Origin of the sequence: Desulfovibrio sp., assembly GCF_018379785.1 — a bacterium.
Taxonomy (GTDB): Bacteria; Desulfobacterota; Desulfovibrionia; order Desulfovibrionales; family Desulfovibrionaceae; genus Desulfovibrio.
The window spans coordinates 1-18,297 of record NZ_JAGZUV010000064.1 but is presented as its reverse complement, the minus strand read 5'-3'; the positions used below and the strand labels follow the sequence as shown (position 1 = coordinate 18,297).

Sequence of the window (18,297 nt, the reverse complement as noted above, 5' to 3'; positions counted from 1 at the left end):
GACAAAAATCTGGCCGCCCTGCGTCCGGACATCATGCTGGCGGGCCGCACCCTGTTGGGCGCGCCTTCGCCCAAGGGCCAGGAAATGGAGGATCACTACTTCGGGGCCATCCCCGGACGGGTCATGAGTTTCATGCAGGACGTGGAAAACGAACTGCTGGCCCTGGGCATTCCGGCCAAGACCCGCCACAACGAAGTGGCCCCCGGCCAGTTTGAAATCGCGCCGGTCTATGAGGAAGCCAACATCGCCTGCGACCACAACATGCTGATCATGAACATGATGCGGCATATAGCGGGCAGGCACGGTTTCGTCTGCCTACTGCACGAAAAGCCCTTTGCCGGTGTCAACGGCAGCGGCAAGCACAACAACTGGTCCATGTGCGATTCAGACGGCCAGAATCTGCTCAACCCCGGCACCACGCCGCAGGACAACGCGCAGTTCCTGGTCTTTCTGGCCGCCGTGCTGCGCGCCGTGCACAAACACGGCACGGCCCTGCGCCTGGGCACCGTGGGCGCGGGCAACGACCACCGCCTGGGAGCCAATGAAGCGCCCCCGGCCATTCTTTCGGTCTATCTGGGCGAACAGCTCACCGAGGCGCTGGACGGCATCATCCACGGCAGCCACGCCAGGAACAAAAAGAGCCCGCTCATGGAGGTTGGCGTTTCCACATTGCCGCCCCTGCCCGTGGATCTCTCCGACCGCAACCGCACCAGCCCCTTCGCTTTTACCGGCAACAAGTTCGAGTTCCGGGCCGTGGGCTCCTCGCAGTCCGTGGCTCCGGTGAACATCGCGCTCAATACCGCCGTGGCCTGCGCCCTGGACGACATCGCCACCGAACTGGAAGCCGCGCTTTCCGCGGGCACGGAGCTGAACGCGGCCCTGCGGGAGCTGCTGCCCCGGCTGTTCAGGGAGCATATGCCCGTGGTCTTCAACGGCAACGGCTATTCCGAGGCCTGGCCCGTGGAAGCGGCCGAACGCAAGCTGCCCAACCACAACAATACCGTGACCGCGCTGGAACATTACAGCGACCCGGAGGTGATGAACGTCTTTTTGCGGCACGGCATCCTGAGCGAGCGCGAAATTCTGGCCCGCCAGGAAATACTGCTGGAAAATTACGGCAAGACTCTCCTTATTGAAGGCCATTTGATGGCCGACATGCTGCGCTCCATGGTGCTGCCGCAGTGCCTGGAAGCCCAGGCCAGGGCCGCCGACGCGGTGATCAAGACCCGCGCAGTGCTGGGCGGCACGTCAGCCAAGAGCGAGGAGGAATATTTCAATCTTCTGCGTACCCATATCACGGCTCTGCGGACCGGCGTGGACAAGCTGGAAAAGGCCGTGGAAAAAACCCGGAGTGTCGAAGGCGCTCTGGAACAGGCCAGGGAAGCGCGCGACGGCATTCTGACCGCCATGAACGAATGCCGCGCGCATGCCGACACGTTGGAAAGGCTGGTGGAGGACAGCCTGTGGGTGCTGCCCAAGTATTCTGAGCTGCTCTGGGCGCACTAGGATTCCGGATTGAGTGTTGGGGAGGGGCGGTCGCATCCCGGGGGGGAAGGTGAATCGCCCTGTCCCCGGCCCCCGTGGCTGCAATGCCGCGGGACGCGCCGCCTTTGTGCTTGTTCGCCGCAACGGACGGCACAGCGTGGCGCGGAGAGGCGGGAAGTCTGGCGGCTTCCCGCCTCTGGCGTCCCCGTGCCAGCCGGACCCGCCGGGCCGCGTTTCCCGCGCGCGGCGGCGGAGCAAACGCGCCTGTCTTTACTTTCAGTGTTTTTCAATCTATAAAAAAAAGCTATTCTTACTGAATGAACCTCTCGGCGGAACCGGTGTAAGGCGCGCCGCCAAAAGGGAAGGAGTCACTATATGGTCGCGGGATTGCGTTTCACCAAGATGCAGGGCATCGGCAATGATTACGTCTACGTGAACGGCTTTGAGGAACGGGTGGACAACCCCGGCGAACTGGCTCAGCGGATCAGCGACCGTCATTTCGGCGTGGGCTCCGACGGTTTGGTGCTGATCCTGCCCTCGGGCGTGGCCGATCTGCGCATGCGCATGTTCAACGCCGACGGTTCGGAAGCCGAAATGTGCGGCAACGCCACCCGTTGCGTGGGCAAGTACGCGCGCGATCACGGCATCGTCAACAAAGACGTCATCCGTCTGGAAACGGCGGCGGGCATCAAGATCATCCGCCTGCTCTTCGAGGCCGGGGAGGTCCGCGGGGCCACCGTGGACATGGGCGAGCCCGTGCTTGCCCCGGATCTCATCCCCGTGGTGCTCGCCCCGGCGCTCACTGAGGGCGAAGATCCGCAGCGCTTTATCGCCCGGCCCGTGGAGGTGGGGGGACGTACCTACGCGGTGACCGCCGTATCCATGGGCAATCCGCACGCCGTGGTTTTCATGCAGGGCATCGACGATCTGGATCTGCCCAAGCTGGGACCGCTGTTCGAGCACCATCCCATTTTCCCCAAACGCACCAATACGGAATTTGTGGAGGTGATTTCCTCCACGAAAATCAAAATGCGCGTCTGGGAGCGCGGCGCGGGTGAAACCCTGGCCTGCGGCACCGGCGCGTGCGCTGCGGCGGTCGCCAGCGTGCTCAACGGCCATACGGGGCGTTCGCTGGACGTGGAACTCAAGGGCGGCGTGCTGCATATCGACTGGGACAAGAGCGACGGCCACATTTATATGACGGGCGGCGCTGTGACTGTTTTTGACGGCGTCTATTTCATCTGACAATACCGAGGACGGCATGGTTACGATCAATACGAATTTTCTCAAGCTCCAGAGCAATTATCTTTTTGCCGACATCGCGCGCAAGGTCGCGGATTTCAAGGATTCCAACCCCGACAGCCGGGTCATCAGCCTGGGCATCGGCGATGTGACGCGGCCCCTGGTGCCAGCGGTCGTTGAGGCCCTGCACAAGGCCGTGGACGAAATGGGCGACGCCGCGCATTTTCACGGCTACGGCCCGGAACAGGGCTATGATTTCCTGCGCGATCTGATCATGGAGTATGATTACAAGGCGCGCGGCGTGAGCCTGAGTCCGGACGAAATCTTCGTCAGCGACGGGGCCAAGTCCGACGTGGGCAATTTTCAGGAGCTCTTCGCCCAGGACAGCATTGTGGCCGTCACGGACCCGGTCTATCCGGTCTATGTGGATTCCAACGTCATGGCCGGGCGCGCCGGGGAACTGGTCAACAAGCAGTGGAACAGGCTTGTCTACCTGCCCTGCGTCAAGGCCAACGACTTCGTGCCGGACTTTCCCAAGACCCGGCCGGACATGATCTACCTCTGCTATCCCAACAATCCCACGGGCACCGTGCTCAATCGCGCGGCCCTGCAGGGCTGGGTGGATTACGCCAGGCGCGAAGGCTGCGTGATCCTCTTTGATTCGGCCTATGAGGCCTTTATCCGCGATCCGGACGTGCCGCACAGCATCTACGAACTGGAGGGCGCGCAGGAAGTGGCCGTGGAGTTCCGCAGCTTTTCCAAAACCGCCGGTTTCACGGGCCTGCGCTGCGCTTACACCGTGGTGCCCAAGGCCCTGCGGGTCAGCGACGGCAAGGGCGGCAAGGTGGGGCTTAACGGCCTCTGGAACCGCCGCCAGTGCACCAAGTACAACGGTTGCGCCTATATTGTGCAGCGCGCCGCCGCCGCCGTGTACGGCCAGGCAGGCCGCAGCCAGATCGAAGGCGTGATCAAGGGCTATCAGAGCAACGCCGCTCTGCTCAGCGCGGCCATGAAGGAAATGGGCCTGGAAGTCTTCGGCGGGGTCAACGCCCCCTATATCTGGGTGAGCGTGCCCAAGGGCATGGATTCCTGGGGCTTCTTCGACCATCTGCTGCACTCGGCGGCCCTGGTCTGCACGCCGGGCGCGGGCTTCGGCGCCAGCGGCGAAGGTTATGTGCGTCTGACGGCCTTCGGGTCGCTTGAGGATACGGAAGAAGCCATCCGCCGTATGCGCGAACTGCGCTAGAAACAACTTCTGGTGGCGGCAACGGACGAGATGCGAAAAAAGGGGAGGGCAGCTTCCCCTTTTTTCGTGCCGCGTTTCAGGGGAACAGGCGGACCCGCCCCCTTGCCCGGCTCGCCACGGCAGGGCAGAGTGCTTATAGTATATTGAATGAAGCTAACATCTGAACCGCAACGCATTGAGGCAGATATGACCACGAGCACGCAACAACTGGACGCCATGATTGAGCGCGTCCGCGCCGCGCAGGCCGTTTTCGCCCGCTACGGCCAGGAACAGGTGGACGCCATTTTCCACCACGCGGCGGCGGCCGCCACTTCCAAGCGTATCGCCCTGGCCAAAATGGCCGTGGAGGAAACCGGCATGGGCATTCTGGAGGACAAGGTGATCAAGAATCACTTTGCCTCGGAATACGTCTACAATAAATATAAGGACAGCAAGACCTGCGGGATTATTGAGGATGACCCGGTTTCCGGCTATCGCGAAATAGCCGCGCCCCTGGGGCTGGTGGCGGGCATCGTGCCCACCACCAATCCCACGTCCACGGCCATTTTCAAGGCCTTGCTCTGTCTCAAGACCCGCAACGGAATCATCTTTTCGCCGCATCCGCGCGCCAAGCGCAGCACCAGGGCGGCGGCCATGATCATACTGAAGGCAGCCGTGGAGGCCGGGGCCCCGGAAAACATCATCGACTGCCTGGAGGAACCCTCGCCGGAACTGACCCAGCACCTCATGAGCCACCGGGGCGTCAACCTGATTCTGGCTACCGGCGGGCCGGGCATGGTACGCGCGGCCTACAGTTCCGGTACCCCGGCCATCGGCGTGGGCGCGGGCAACACGCCGGTGATCATCGACGCCACGGCGGACGTCAAGATGGCGGTCAATTCCATCCTGCTCAGCAAAACATTTGACAACGGCATGATCTGCGCCTCGGAACAGACCGTGGTGGTCGAAGCCGCCATTGCCGACGCCGTGCGTGAGGAGTTCATCCGGCGCGGCGCCTGGTTCGCCGACGAGGAGCAAAGCGAGGCCCTGGCCAAAACCATCTTTGTGAACGGCGCGCTGAACAGCGCCATTGTGGGGCAGTCCGCCGCGCACATCGCGGAAATGGCAGGAATCAGCCTGCCGGAAAGCACCAAGGTGCTCATTGCCGAACGCCCGGCGGTCAGGCCCGACGATCCCTTTGCCCACGAAAAACTTTCGCCGGTGTTGGGCTTTTACCGTGTGCCGGATTTTCCGGCCGCCGTGGACACGGCCCAGAGCCTGGTGCTGCTGGGCGGGGCCGGGCATACCTCGGTGCTCTATACCCGCGAAAGCAACGCCGGGCATATCCAGGCCTTTGAGGACGCCATGACCACCGGGCGGGTGCTGGTCAACATGCCCGCCTCGCAGGGCGCCATCGGCGACGTGTACAATTTCCGCGTCGCGCCGTCCCTGACGCTGGGCTGCGGGAGCTGGGGCGGCAATTCCGTCAGCGAAAACATCGGGGTAAAGCATCTCATGAACGTCAAGACCGTGGCCTGCCGCCGTGAAAACATGCTCTGGTTCCGCGTGCCGCCCAAGATCTACTTCAAGCTCGGGGCGCTGCGTCCGGCATTGGAGGAATACAAGGATCGCCGCCGGGCCTGCATCATCACGGACACGACCATGGAACAGCTGGGGCACGTGCGCAAGGTGAGCGAGGTGCTGGAAAACATGGGCATGGAGGTGCGCGTCTTTTCCGGCGTGCAGCCTGATCCGGACATTGCCACGGCCCAGAAAGCCCTGGATATGGTCAACGCCTTTCAGCCGGACATGTTCATCGCGCTGGGCGGCGGCTCGCCCATGGACGCGGCCAAGATCATCTGGCTGCTCTACGAGGTGCCGGACATCAAGTTTGACGACATCGCCCTGCGCTTCATGGATATTCGCAAGCGGGTGGTGTCCTTCCCGGATCTGGGCAAAAAAGCCGTGATGGTGGCCATTCCCACCACGTCCGGCACCGGCTCTGAGGTGACGCCCTTTGCCGTGATCACCGACAACCGCACCGGCGTCAAATATCCGCTCACCGACTACGCCCTGACTCCGGACATGGCTATTGTGGACCCGGAATTCGTCATGGACCTGCCGCCCTCGCTGGTCGCCAATGCAGGGCTGGACGTGCTGACCCACGCCATTGAGGCTTATACCTCCACGCTGGCCACCAATTTCGCCGACGGCCAGGCCATGGAGGCCGTGCGTCTGGTCTTCAAGTATCTGCGCCGCTCCTACGCGGGCGGCGAGGAACGGCTGATCCCGCGCGAAAAGATGCATTACGCGGCCACCATGGCGGGCATGGCTTTTGCCAACGCCTTCCTGGGCGTCTGCCACTCCCTGGCGCATACCTTGGGTTCCTGCTTCCATCTGTCGCACGGACTGGCCAACGCCATCCTGCTGTCCTACGTCATCGAGTACAACGCCACGGACACGCCCACCAAGCAGGGCATGCTGCCCCAGTACAAATACCCCTGGGTCAAGGGCCGTTACGCCCGCATCGCGGACATGCTGCATCTGGCCGACGACGTGGAAGGGGACGGGCCCGAGGCGCGCGCGGAAAAAACGGCTCGCCTGGTGCGGGCCATTGAAACCCTCAAGCGCGATCTGGGCATTCCCGCGTCCCTGCGCGAAGCGGGCATTGCGGAAGCCGATTTCCTGCAAAAGCTGGATGAGATGGCCGAACAGGCTTTTGACGACCAGTGCACGGTTTCCAATCCGCGCTATCCGTTGATAGCGGAACTGAAGGAACTGTACCGCAAGGCCTATTACGGCGAGTCGCTGGCGTCGCTGGCATAGAACGACCAACTCCGGGCATGTCATTAACGGGCCTCTCCTGCCTCCTCCGAATTCACGGCGGAGCAGGAGAGGCCCTGTCATATGCCATTTTTCGGCGGGGACGAGTATTTTAACCTTGCCCATCAATTCACTTTGTTGCAGAATTATTTCCCCCTCCCCCCCCTTATAGGCCGGAAACTGTCGCCAGAACGGTTTCCACGGTCTTTCAGACTGTGTTCGGCCGGCCGGAGTTCCGGCGACAGGCATTCGCGCCTCCTTTGCGGAGCGGCCGCGAATCCGTGTGAATCCACGCCCCCCCTTACCCGGGAGCTTATGCCAGCGTTACGGCGGGCCGCGTATTGCGGACCGGCCCGCGGCTGTGGCGCTTTTTCGAGGTAGGAAAACTATGTGTAGAATCGGTTCCGTCAAAAGCAGGACGCCGGTGCATCCTTCCGTGGCGCTCAATCTGATGCTGCCCCAGCAGGAAGGGCACGACAATTCGGGTTTTGCCATGGTCATGCAGGATCTGGGCGGCGTTTTCAGCCATTATAAGGACAAGCCTCTGCTGTCGCTGGCCTGCACCCCGCAGGGCGTGCAGCTGGTCAACGATTACATGGAGGAAAAGGGTTTCGTGCAGGTGGCCCAGTGGGTGCCCGAGGTGGACAGGCGGCCGGGTCTGAAAATCGAGTCCATGCCGCGCTATGTCTTCCGCAACTATGATTATCCCGAAATCTACCGTTACCGCGGCCGGGAGGCGCGTGAAGACCTGCTGCTGGACACCCGTCTGGCCCTGCGCAGCCTGCTGGACGAGGGTGACAACGGTTTCGTCTATTCTTTCTGGCCCGACGTGCTGACCCTCAAGGAGATCGGCGACCCGGCGGACATCGCCGCCTATTTCCGGCTCTGGAACGACGACGGCCGTCTCACGGCCCGCAACATCGTGACCCAGTGCCGCCAGAACACCAATTACGACATTGTGCGCTACGCGGCCCATCCCTTCTTTTTGCAGGGCTACACCCTCTGCGCCAACGGCGAAAATACCTTTTTCACCAAGAATACGGAGTTTCAGAAGTCCCTGCACCGGGGCTACATCGGTTTTGAGTCCGACTCGCAGAACTTCCTTTACACCCTGCATTACGTACTGCATGAGCTGCACTGGCCCATCACCTACTATAAACACGTGATTACGCCCCTGCCCTTTGTGGAGGCGGAAAAGCGCGCGGACCGCGAGGTGCTCGGCCTGATCCGCGAATCCCTGGCCCATCTGGAGATCAACGGTCCCAATGCCATTATCGGCCTGCTGCCCGACGGACGGATGATCGCCTGCTGCGATTCCAAGAAGCTGCGGCCCGTGGTGCTGGGCGGCGACGGCAATATGGTGGCCATGGCTTCGGAAGTCTGCGGGCTGAATGCCGTGCTGCCCGACCGCGACCCGGCGGGGGACATCTATCCCCATGAGCGGGAAATGGTGGTCATCGACAACGATCTGGCGGTGCGGCGATGGAATCAGTAAAAACCCAGGACGTCAGCGTCAACGATCTGCGCTGGACCATCGAATACCACGCGGAACGCTGCACCATGTGCGGCTCCTGCGTGGCGGCCTGTACCTTCAATGCCATTGAGGCCGGGGTTTCGCACCGCAGTGTGACGGTTTCGCGCAAGGCCTTTCCCGAGCCCGCGGCCGAGCATTCCGCCCTGCCCGTCATCAGGCAGAAGCCCTGCATTGAACAGGCCTGCGTGGGATGCGGCATGTGCGAAAAAATTTGTCCCAACAGGGCCATCCGCCCCGTGCGCAATCCGGACAACCGCTCTCCCGTGCTGGCGCGCGCCCACGGCCCCGTCAAGCGCGGCGGGCGCAGCAATCTCGCCACGCCGCGCACCCTGGACGCCATCGTGGTGGGCCGCATCAGCCAGATGACCGACCCGGCCCTGGATTCGGAGCGGCATACCTTCGATATCCGTTCGCCCCTGGGACGCGTCATGCTGGCGCGGGAACTGCCCCTGCGCGTGGACGGCGAAAGCCTGGTGCTCGACGGGCGCACTCCGACGGTGCGCTGGATCTATCCGGCCATTTTCAGCGACATGAGCATCGGCGCGCTGTCCACGCGGGCCTGGGAAGCCCTGGCTCTGGCCACGGCCTATCTCAACGAGAAGTGCGGCATGCCCGTGCGCATGAGCTCGGGCGAGGGCGGCGTGCCCATCAAGCTGCTGGAGTCGGACCGGCTCAAGTACATGATCCTGCAGATCGCCTCCGGCCATTTCGGCTGGAACCGCATCATCAAGGCCATGCCCCGCATGAAGGCCGACCCGGCGGCCGTGCTGATCAAGATCGGCCAGGGGGCCAAGCCCGGCGACGGCGGGCTTCTGCCCGCCGCCAAGGTGGCCCCGCACATCCAGGCCATTCGGGGCGTGCCCAAGGCCACCCTGCATTCCCCGCCCAACCACCAGGGCCTGTATTCCATTGAGGAGTCGGTGCAGAAAATGCACCTCTCGCTCAACGCGGCCTTCGGCTTCCGCGTGCCCGTGGCCATCAAGTGCGCGGCCTCGGCCACCTCGGTGTCCGTCTACAACAACCTGCTGCGCGATCCCTATAAGATCTGCGGCGGCTTCTTCCTTGACGGCATCCAGGGCGGCACCGGCGCGGCCAACGAGGTTTCCCTGGAGCACACGGGCCATCCTGTCGTCTCCAAGCTGCGCGACTGCTATCAGGCCGCCGTGACCCAGGGTCTGCAGGGGCAGATTCCCCTCTGGGCGGGCGGCGGCATCGGCATGACCGGCAATGCGGCGGCCGACGCCTTCAAAATGATCTGCCTGGGGGCCAACGGCGTGATTCTGGGCAAGATCCTGATCCAGCTGCTGGGCTGCGTGGGCAACGAGCACGGACGCTGCAACGCCTGTAACACGGGCAACTGCCCCACAGGCATCTGCACCCAGAACCCGCGTCTGGTCAAACGCCTGGACGTGGACCGGGGGGCCCAGAACATCGTGGACTACATGCTGGCTTTTGACGCGGAACTGCGCAAACTGCTGGCCCCGGTGGGCAACAGCTCCCTGCCGGTGGGGCGTTCCGACGCCCTGGTCTCCATGGACCGGGCGGTGGCCGACAAGCTGGGCATCCAGTATGCCTGCTAACCATACGATGAGGAATGGAATATGCTGCGCGTAAGCACGGTGCACGATCACGAACGCATGTCCACCCAGGATCTGCTGCTGGCTCTTGAGGCGGCGGTGGAGCGGGGCGAGACTGATTTTCATATTCAGGCCTCGGGCCAGCACGACATCGGCGGCCCGCTCTGGAACCGGGAGGGCAAAAAGCTGCGCTTCACGGTCAGCAATCCCGGCCAGCGGGTGGGCTCCATGTGTCTGCCGGACACGGAAGTACTGGTGGAAGGACCGGCCCCGGCCGACGTGGGCTGGCTCAATGCCGGGGGACGCATTGTGGTGCGCGGCGACGCCGGAGACACGGCCGCGCACTGCGCCGCCGCCGGGCGCATTTATATCGGGGGCCGGGCGGGCACGCGCTCCGCCTCGCTCATGAAGCACGATCCGCTTTACGAGCCGCCGGAACTCTGGGTGCTCAAGAGCGTGGGCAGCTTTTCCTTTGAGTTTATGGGCGGCGGCAGGGCCGTGGTCTGCGGTTACGAAAGTCAGACCCTGCCCTCGGTGCTGGGCGAGCGGCCCTGCGTGGGCATGGTGGGCGGCGTGGTCTATTTTCGCGGGCCGCTGGGTTCTCTGCCGCCGGACGTGCGGGTGCGTCCTCTGAATGACGGCGACGTGGCCTGGCTCGACGCCGGGCTGGATGATTTTCTTGCGGCCATCGACCGGCCAGGGCTGCGGCGGCAGCTCTCGGTCTGGAACCACTGGAAAAAAATCGAACCTCTGCCGTTTGAGGAGCGGGAACACGAGGAAATCCCCAGCCTTGCTCAGTTCCGGGCCACGGAATGGGTCAAGGACGGTATTTTCAGCGACGTCTGTCCTGATGATTTCGCGGTCAACGGTCTGGTGGCGCGCGGGGAGTACCGCCTGCGTGTGCCCGTGTGGGAAAACGCCCGCTTTGCCGCGCCCTGCGAATTTCATTGTCCGGCCTCCATCCCCAGCCAGCGCCGCTTCAATCTGCTGCGTGAAGGCAGGGTGGAGGAGGCCTGCCGTCTGGTGCTGGACTATACGCCGTTTCCGGGTTCGGTCTGCGGCGGCGTCTGCCCCAATCCCTGCATGGAGGGCTGCACGCGCAACGAACTGGACAGCCCTGTGCAGATCGGCAAGCTGGGCTCCTGTTCAGAGGATATCAGGCTGGAAAAGCCAGCAACGCGCAGCGGCAAACATCTGGGCGTCATCGGCGGGGGCGTGGGCGGCCTCACGGCGGCCTGGCAGCTGGCCCGCATGGGTCATGAGGTTACGGTCTATGAGGCGGATGCCCGTATGGGCGGCAAGCTGGAGCAGGTCATCCCGCGCGAGCGCCTGAATCATGATTTGCTGCTCAAGGAACTCAAGCGTATTGAGGACATGGGCGTGCATTTTGTGACCAATTGCCCGGTGGACGCCGAGCGCTTCGCAGAACTGCGTAAAAAGCACGATGCCCTGATTGTGGCCACGGGCGGCCATGTGCCGCGCGTTTTCCCCTGGCCGGGGCATGAAAAAATCGTGGGCGGCATCGACTTCCTCAAGGCCGTGAACCGGGGCGGGAAACCCGAGGTGCCGGAAAGCGTGGTGGTCATCGGCTGCGGCAACGCGGGCATGGATGCGGCGGCCGGAGCCTTTGCCATGGGCGCGCGCCAGGTGACCTGCATCGACGTGCAGCGGCCCGCGGCCTTCGCCCATGAGATCGCCCATATTGAAAGTCTTGGCGGCAGGCTGGTCTGGCCGGTGCAGACCAGGGAGATCACGGACAAGGGCCTGATCACCCGGGACGGCACGCTGATCCCCGGCGAGATGGTCATCATCACCATCGGCGAAGCGCCGGACCTTTCCTACCTGCCCGAAGGGCCGGAGAAGTTCCGCGACTGGCTGGTTCCCAAGGCCGATCTGAGCATCATGGACGGCGTGTTCGCCGTGGGCGACGTAATCAGGCCCGGCCTTCTGGCCCACGCCGTCGGCACGGGCCGTCAGGCCGCCCTGGCCGCCGACGCTTGGCTGCGCGGAGAGAGCTGCACGGCTGAGGTCAGGGAGCAAGTGCCCGCACGGCGGCTGCATACGGCCTATTTTGACAAATATCACAGCCGCGAATTGCCCCGGCCCAAAGAGGACCATGAGCGTTGCGTCAGTTGCGGCACCTGCCGGGACTGCAAAATGTGCCTCAAGTCCTGCCCGGAAAAGGCCATTGACCGCAATGCGCTGAGCGGCGGCTTTGAGTATGTCTCCGATCCGGCGCGCTGCATCGGCTGCGGGATCTGCGCGGGCGTCTGCCCCTGCGGCATCTGGAGCATGCGGCCCAATTGCGATCTTTCCTGAGTCGTTGCGGCAGCCGCCTTTTCACAACAGGCCCGGAGTTTCGGTTCCGGGCCTGTTCCGTGCCGCGCGCCCCTGTTTTCCCGCCTTGACGGGTTTTGGCGCGGACCGTACATTCCGGCTAGTTCATATTTCAAGGAGATCCCATGACGCTTGATCCCACCAAAAATCCTGACTGGAAAATCGCGCAGGATGCCGAATCGCGCATGAAGACAGTGGAAACCCTGGCCGCTGAAATGGGCCTGGAATCCTCGGAATTGCTGCCCTACGGGCACTATATGGGCAAAATCGAGCAGCAGGCCGTGCTGGAGCGGTTGTCCGGGCGGCCCGACGGCAAATATGTGGACGTCACGGCCATCACGCCCACGCCGCTGGGCGAGGGCAAATCCACCACCACCATCGGCCTGGTCCAGGGGCTGGCCCGGCGCGGACTGCGCTCATCGGCGGCCATCCGCCAGCCCTCGGGCGGCCCCACCATGGGCATGAAAGGCTCGGCCGCCGGGGGCGGCCTGTCCCAGTGCATCCCTCTGACGCCGTATTCGCTCAATTTCACCGGAGACATCCATGCCGTGGGCGCGGCCCACAATCTGGCCATGACCGCTCTGACCGCGCGCATGCAGCACGAGCGCAATTACGACGACGCCACCCTGGCGCGTCTTTCGGGCATGCGCCGTCTGAACGTGGACCCCACGCGGGTGGGCACGGGCTGGGTTATGGATTTCTGCGCCCAAGCTCTGCGTAACGTGATCATCGGCATTGAGGGCGACGGCCGCCGCAATGACGGTTTCATGATGCGCTCGCATTTCGACATTACCGTGGCCTCGGAAGTCATGTCCATTCTCTCCGTGGCGCGCGATCTGGGCGACCTGCGAGAGCGCATGGGGCGGATGGTGCTGGCCCTGGATCGCGACGGCAATCCTGTGACCACGGCGGATCTGGAAGTGGCCGGGGCCATGACCGCCTGGCTGGTGGAAGCGGTCAAACCCAATCTGATTCAGACCATTGAAGGCCAGCCCGTACTGGTGCATACCGGGCCCTTCGGCAATATCGCCCTGGGCCAGAGTTCGGTCATCGCCGACCGGGTGGGCCTCAAACTCAGCGACGTGCATGTGACGGAATCCGGCTTTGCGGCGGAAATGGGCTACGAGAAATTCTGGAACCTGAAATGCCGCTACAGCGGCCTGACGCCCGACGCGGCGGTTATTGTCGCCACGGTGCGGGCGCTCAAGAGCCACGGCGGCGCGCCCCAGCCCCGGCCCGGCCGCCCCCTGCCGGAAGCCTACACCCGCGAAGACGTGGGCCTGGTGGAAGCGGGCTGCGTCAACCTGCTGCACCATATCGGCATTGTGCGCCGCTCCGGCGTGCCCTCCGTGGTCTGCATCAACAAGTTCCATACCGACAGCCCGGCGGAAATCGCCGCCATCCGCCGCATCTGCGAAGCGGCGGGAGCCCGGGTGGCCGTGTCCGAACACTGGGAAAAGGGCGGCGAGGGCGCGCTGGAACTGGCCGACGCGGTCATGGACGCCTGCAATTCCGGCAAGCGGCATTTCACGCCGCTCTATGACTGGAATCTGCCCCTCACCGAGCGGATCACCTGCATTGCCCGCGAAATTTACGGAGCCGACGGCGTGGATTTCGAGCCTTTGGCCGCCCAGCGTCTGAAGGCCTTGCAGGAACGGCCCGACGTGAATGAACTGGGCGTGTGCATGGTCAAGACCCAGTATTCTCTGTCCGATGATGCGTCCCGCAAGGGCGTGCCCGCCTCCTGGCGGCTGCATGTGCGCGATGTGCTGCTGTTCGGCGGCGCGGGTCTGGTCTGCCCTGTTTCCGGCGACATCAGCCTGATGCCCGGCACGGGTTCGCACCCCTCGTTCCGCAACATTGACGTGGATGTGAACACAGGCAGGGTGACCGGCCTTTTTTAGGGGTATATTATCCAGCCACGCAAAACCCCGGCAGAGCTCAAAGCTGTGCCGGGGTTTTGCCGTTCATAGCGTTCTCGGGCTTAGCCGCGCTTCATATCCTGAATCAGGTCGGTGAGCTTCCGGGCCTGGACGGCCAGATCCGTGACGGCCTTGGAGGCTCCGCCCATGGCTTCGGCGATCTGCCGCCCCATGTCGTTGACCTGGAGGATGGACTGGTTGATCTCTTCGCTGGCGGCGGACTGCTCCTCGCTGGCCGTGGCAATGGCATTGACCTGGTCGGCCGTGACCTCCACCGTGGCGACGATTTCCTCCAGGGCCGAACCGGACTGGCTGGCATAGTCCGTGGCCTCTTCAATCCGGCGTACGGCGTTGTCCACGGAGGCCATGCTCTTGGATGTGCTTTCCTGAATGGCTCGGATAGCGTTGCTCACGTCGTTCGTGGAGGCCATGGTTTTTTCAGCCAGCTTGCGTACTTCGTCGGCCACCACGGCGAAGCCGCGCCCGGCGTCTCCGGCTCTGGCCGCTTCAATGGCCGCGTTCAGGGCCAGCAGATTAGTCTGATCGGCAATATCCGAAATGACGTTCATGATCTGGGTAATGGCCTGGGCATGCTCGTTGAGCTGCCCCATGTCGTCCTTGAGCTCAAGAGAGAGCTGACGTACCTGCTCAATGCCGTGCACGGCCTTTTCCACAATGGCGGAACCGGCCTGGGCCTTTTCCTTGGTGTCGGCGGAAGCGGCCGAGGCGGAGGTGGCGTTCCGGGCCACTTCCTGCACGGTGGCGTTCATTTCGTCCATGGCCGTGGCCGCTTCGGAAACACGCCCCGCGGCTTCATGCGCGCCCCGGTCAGACTGTTCAATCTGGGCCGAAAGCTCCGTGGAGGCCGAGGAAAGAATTTCCACAATGCCTTCAAGTTGACCGGCGGCGGCCAGCATGCCGTCTTTTTTGGCGCTTTCGGCCTGTTGCCGGGCTTCCTCCGCCTCGCGCTGGGCCACGGTGGCCTCTTCCACGGCGGCGGTGGCCTCCTCGCTTTTCCGGGCGGCCTCGTCAATGCGTTCGCGCAGAGTGCCGATCATCTGGCCCAGAGAGGCGTCCAGAGCGCGGATTTCGCGCGGGCAACGCGGGTGCAGATTGATTTTCGTGTCAAGCCGCCCTTTGGCCACTTCATCCGCCGCGCCGGTCAGCTGGCGCAGGGGCGAGCAGATCACCCGCGTCACATACCAGGCCACAAGGATCATCAGGGCTACGATGCCCAGGCAGATCCAGACCTGATACATGCTATAGCGAGCATTGCTTTCGGCCACCAGGGCGGCGATGCGTTGCTGCTCGGCCTGCACGCTGTCAATGTACACACCGGTGCCGATCAGGGCGTCGGTGCCGGGGATCAGGCAGACATAGCTCAACTTGGGCTGGATGCCCGCGCCGGGTTTTTCAAAGCTGTATTCCACAAAGCCGCCTCCCGCTTTGGCGACTTCCATGAATTTCCGGACAAAGGGGACGCCGTTGGCGTCCTTGAGGCCGCTGCAATCCTTGCCGTTCAATGATTTGTTGATGGGCACATTGATGCGCATGCCGTCGGTGGTGTAGGTGAAGTAGTAGCCTTCGTTATTGGGAAAAAAGCGCTGATAGTCGGTGAGTTGTTCGATGATGGCGTATTGTTCTTTCTTGTCCGAGACGTTTTTGAGGCGATTGGCCAGATTCTGCGCCTCCACTTCCACCGCGCTCTTCACGCCGTATTCATATTTCTGGCGCAGGGCGTCGGTGATCTGCGGCATGGTGACATCGTTGAATACCCGTTGCGATATCATAAAATTGGCGGTGAACAATGTCCCTATACTCAGCAGAAAGATGCCGCACAGTACGATGATCCACATTCTGACGTTCATGGATGTTCTCCTCCCTAGCATCCGTATCGCGCATCTGTTCATGCCAACCGGCGGCAACCAACCAAGGAGCGCTGGACAGGCGCTCCGTCCTGATATGATCCGGGCACGCACGGAAGCTTTCACCTCCCGCGGCTCGCGGCAATACCGAAAGAGGCCGCAGGCCATGCAAAAAGCGGCCTGCGGCGGATATATAAATGTCCATATGCGGGCGGACATATGTATTTGTCGGTATAATTGAAATTATCTTAAGCCCTTCGGGCAAATTTTTCCAGTGCCGTTTTTCTGTGGGCAAGCGCGGGCCATAAAAAAACAGCTCCCGCCGTGAGGCGGGAGCTGTTATCTGATTCAAAGCGCGGGCAAAGCCCGTGGCGGGGAACGGCTTAGTACATGCCGTCCATGCCGCCCATGCCGCCCATGCCGCCGGGCATGGCCGGAGCGTCTTTCTTGGGCTCGGGCTTTTCAGCAATGGCGCATTCGGTGGTCAGCAGCAGGGAAGCCACGGAAGCGGCGTTCTGCAGGGCCGTGCGGGTCACCTTCTTCGGGTCGATGACGCCGGCCTTGATCAGGTCTTCATATTCGCCGGTGGCCGCGTTGAAGCCGAAGCCGTCCTTGCCGGCGCGGACCTTTTCCACCACGATGGAACCTTCGAAGCCCGCATTGTGGGCGATCTGGCGCAGGGGTTCCTCAATGGCGCGGCGGATAATGTTCACGCCGGCCAGTTCGTCGTCGTCAGCGGGCTTGATGTCGTTGAGAACCTTGGACACGCGGATCAGCGCGGTGCCGCCGCCAGGCACGATGCCTTCTTCCACGGCGGCGCGGGTGGCATTGAGGGCGTCTTCCACGCGGTCTTTCTTTTCTTTCATTTCCACTTCAGTGGCGGCGCCCACATGGACCACGGCCACGCCGCCCACCAGCTTGGCCAGGCGTTCCTGCAACTTTTCGCGGTCGTAGTCGGAGGTGCTGTCTTCGATCTGGGCGCGGATCTGCTTCACGCGGGCCTTGATGTCCTCGCTCTTGCCGGCGCCGTCCACGATGGTGGTGTTGTCTTTGTCAACAACCACGCGCTTGGCGGTGCCCAGGTCGGTCAGGGTCATGTTTTCCAGCTTGGAACCGGTGTCGTCGGAAGCCACCTGGCCGCCGGTGAGGACGGCGATGTCCTGAAGCATGGCCTTGCGGCGGTCGCCGAAGCCCGGAGCCTTCACGGCCACAACCTGGAGGGCGCCGCGCAGCTTGTTGACCACCAGAGTGGCCAGGGCTTCGCCTTCCACGTCTTCGGCGATGATCATCAGCGGGCGGTTGACTTTCGCCACCTGCTCAAGCACGGGCAGCATGTCTTTCATGCTGGAGATCTTCTTTTCCGTGCAGAGGATGTAGGGATTGTCCATCTCGCAGATCATCTTTTCGGCGTTGGTCACGAAATAGGGGGAGAGGTAGCCGCGGTCGAAACGCATGCCTTCCACCACGTCCATGGTGGTTTCCAGGCCCTTGGCTTCCTCGACGGTGATGACGCCTTCCTTGCCCACTTTGGACATAGCCTCGGCAATGATGTTGCCGATGGTGGCGTCGGAGTTGGCGGAAATGGTGCCGATCTGGGCGATTTCCTTCTGGTCGCGGGTGGGCTTGGCCAGATTGGCCAGTTCGGCGATCAGGGCTTCCACGCCCTTGTCGATGCCGCGCTTGATAGCCATGGGATTACGACCGGCGGCCACCAGCTTGATGCCTTCGTGGTACACGGCCTGGGCCAGAATGGTGGCGGTGGTGGTGCCGTCGCCGGCGGCGTCGGAAGTCTTGGAGGCCACTTCCTTCACGAGCTGGGCGCCCATGTTTTCAAACTTGTCGTCCAGTTCGATTTCTTTGGCCACGGTCACGCCGTCTTTGGTGATGACGGGCGCGCCGAAGGACTTTTCAAGAGCGACATTGCGGCCTTTGGGGCCGAGAGTGACTTTAACGGCATTGGCAAGTTTGTCCACGCCGCGGGCGAGTTTTTCACGGGCTTTAACGTCAAAAAAGATTTCTTTAGCGCACATTTTCAGAGTTCCTCCTGGATGGTGATTCGGCAGAGATCGGGATTAGTCGATGATGGCGAGGATGTCTTCTTCGCGCATCACAAGATGGTCGACGTTGTCCAGCTTGATTTCCGTACCGGCATACTTGTTGAAGAGCACTTCATCGCCCTTCTTCACAGCCATGGCGACGCGGGAACCGTTTTCCGCGATCTTGCCGGGGCCCACGGCCACAACCTGGCCCTTGGAGGGCTTTTCCTTGGCTGTATCGGGGATGTACA

The 18,297-nt window shown here is 62.7% G+C and carries 11 protein-coding genes; 8 read left to right on the top strand and 3 right to left on the bottom strand.

All coding sequences use genetic code 11. The features are described 5' to 3' along the window. The 8 genes from KH208_RS12395 to KH208_RS12360 all read left to right on the top strand — a co-directional run. Positions 1 to 1,506 (top strand): glutamine synthetase type III (locus tag KH208_RS12395; protein ID WP_291436712.1); only part of this gene is annotated, 1,506 nt, incomplete at its 5' end. 354 nt (positions 1,507 to 1,860) lie between these two features. Then, entirely contained in the window at positions 1,861 to 2,730 is an 870-nt protein-coding gene (gene dapF / locus KH208_RS12390; protein WP_291436710.1) for a diaminopimelate epimerase, read from the top strand. Positions 2,731 to 2,746: 16 nt separating this feature from the next. Next, complete coding sequence (locus KH208_RS12385; RefSeq protein WP_062251763.1) at positions 2,747 to 3,973, top strand: LL-diaminopimelate aminotransferase; 1,227 nt, start codon at positions 2,747 to 2,749, stop codon at positions 3,971 to 3,973. Positions 3,974 to 4,159: 186 nt separating this feature from the next. After that, complete coding sequence (adhE, locus tag KH208_RS12380) at positions 4,160 to 6,778, top strand: bifunctional acetaldehyde-CoA/alcohol dehydrogenase (protein ID WP_291436706.1); 2,619 nt, start codon at positions 4,160 to 4,162, stop codon at positions 6,776 to 6,778. Positions 6,779 to 7,163: 385 nt separating this feature from the next. Then, positions 7,164 to 8,270 (top strand): glutamate synthase, encoded by a 1,107-nt coding sequence (locus KH208_RS12375; RefSeq protein WP_291436705.1) that lies wholly within the window; start codon positions 7,164 to 7,166, stop codon positions 8,268 to 8,270. Beyond that, positions 8,258 to 9,889: a glutamate synthase-related protein gene (locus tag KH208_RS12370; protein WP_291436703.1), complete on the top strand. Its 1,632-nt coding sequence runs from the start codon at positions 8,258 to 8,260 to the stop codon at positions 9,887 to 9,889. The genes KH208_RS12375 and KH208_RS12370 overlap by 13 nt, the downstream gene beginning before the upstream one ends. Before the next feature lie 21 nt (positions 9,890 to 9,910). Continuing rightward, positions 9,911 to 12,205 (top strand): FAD-dependent oxidoreductase, encoded by a 2,295-nt coding sequence (locus KH208_RS12365; RefSeq protein WP_291436700.1) that lies wholly within the window; start codon positions 9,911 to 9,913, stop codon positions 12,203 to 12,205. A 143-nt stretch (positions 12,206 to 12,348) separates the two neighbouring features. After that, the gene (locus tag KH208_RS12360) at positions 12,349 to 14,127 is read left to right on the top strand and encodes a formate--tetrahydrofolate ligase (RefSeq protein WP_291436698.1); all 1,779 of its coding nucleotides are present in this window, start codon (positions 12,349 to 12,351) and stop codon (positions 14,125 to 14,127) included. 80 nt (positions 14,128 to 14,207) lie between these two features. On the opposite strand, the gene KH208_RS12355 is transcribed toward KH208_RS12360, so the two are convergent. The 3 genes from KH208_RS12355 to KH208_RS12345 all read right to left on the bottom strand — a co-directional run. Then, positions 14,208 to 16,013 (bottom strand): methyl-accepting chemotaxis protein, encoded by a 1,806-nt coding sequence (locus KH208_RS12355; RefSeq protein ID WP_291436696.1) that lies wholly within the window; start codon positions 16,011 to 16,013, stop codon positions 14,208 to 14,210. 380 nt (positions 16,014 to 16,393) lie between these two features. Continuing rightward, entirely contained in the window at positions 16,394 to 18,040 is a 1,647-nt protein-coding gene (gene groL / locus KH208_RS12350; protein WP_291436694.1) for a chaperonin GroEL, read from the bottom strand. Between the two features lie 42 nt (positions 18,041 to 18,082). Further along, positions 18,083 to 18,297, bottom strand: a 215-nt coding sequence (locus KH208_RS12345; protein WP_291436693.1) for a co-chaperone GroES, incomplete at its 5' end; no start/stop codon positions are given.

Excerpts from the sequence above, each read along its gene's own strand:
- KH208_RS12370 (WP_291436703.1), top strand. The coding sequence starts at position 8,258 with ATGGAATCAGTAAAAACCCAGGACGTCAGCGTCAACGATCTGCGCTGG.
- adhE (WP_291436706.1), top strand. The coding sequence starts at position 4,160 with ATGACCACGAGCACGCAACAACTGGACGCCATGATTGAGCGCGTCCGC.
- groL (WP_291436694.1), bottom strand. The coding sequence starts at position 18,040 with ATGTGCGCTAAAGAAATCTTTTTTGACGTTAAAGCCCGTGAAAAACTC.
- KH208_RS12355 (WP_291436696.1), bottom strand. The coding sequence starts at position 16,013 with ATGAACGTCAGAATGTGGATCATCGTACTGTGCGGCATCTTTCTGCTG.
- KH208_RS12360 (WP_291436698.1), top strand. The coding sequence starts at position 12,349 with ATGACGCTTGATCCCACCAAAAATCCTGACTGGAAAATCGCGCAGGAT.
- KH208_RS12385 (WP_062251763.1), top strand. The coding sequence starts at position 2,747 with ATGGTTACGATCAATACGAATTTTCTCAAGCTCCAGAGCAATTATCTT.
- KH208_RS12365 (WP_291436700.1), top strand. The coding sequence starts at position 9,911 with ATGCTGCGCGTAAGCACGGTGCACGATCACGAACGCATGTCCACCCAG.
- dapF (WP_291436710.1), top strand. The coding sequence starts at position 1,861 with ATGGTCGCGGGATTGCGTTTCACCAAGATGCAGGGCATCGGCAATGAT.
- KH208_RS12375 (WP_291436705.1), top strand. The coding sequence starts at position 7,164 with ATGTGTAGAATCGGTTCCGTCAAAAGCAGGACGCCGGTGCATCCTTCC.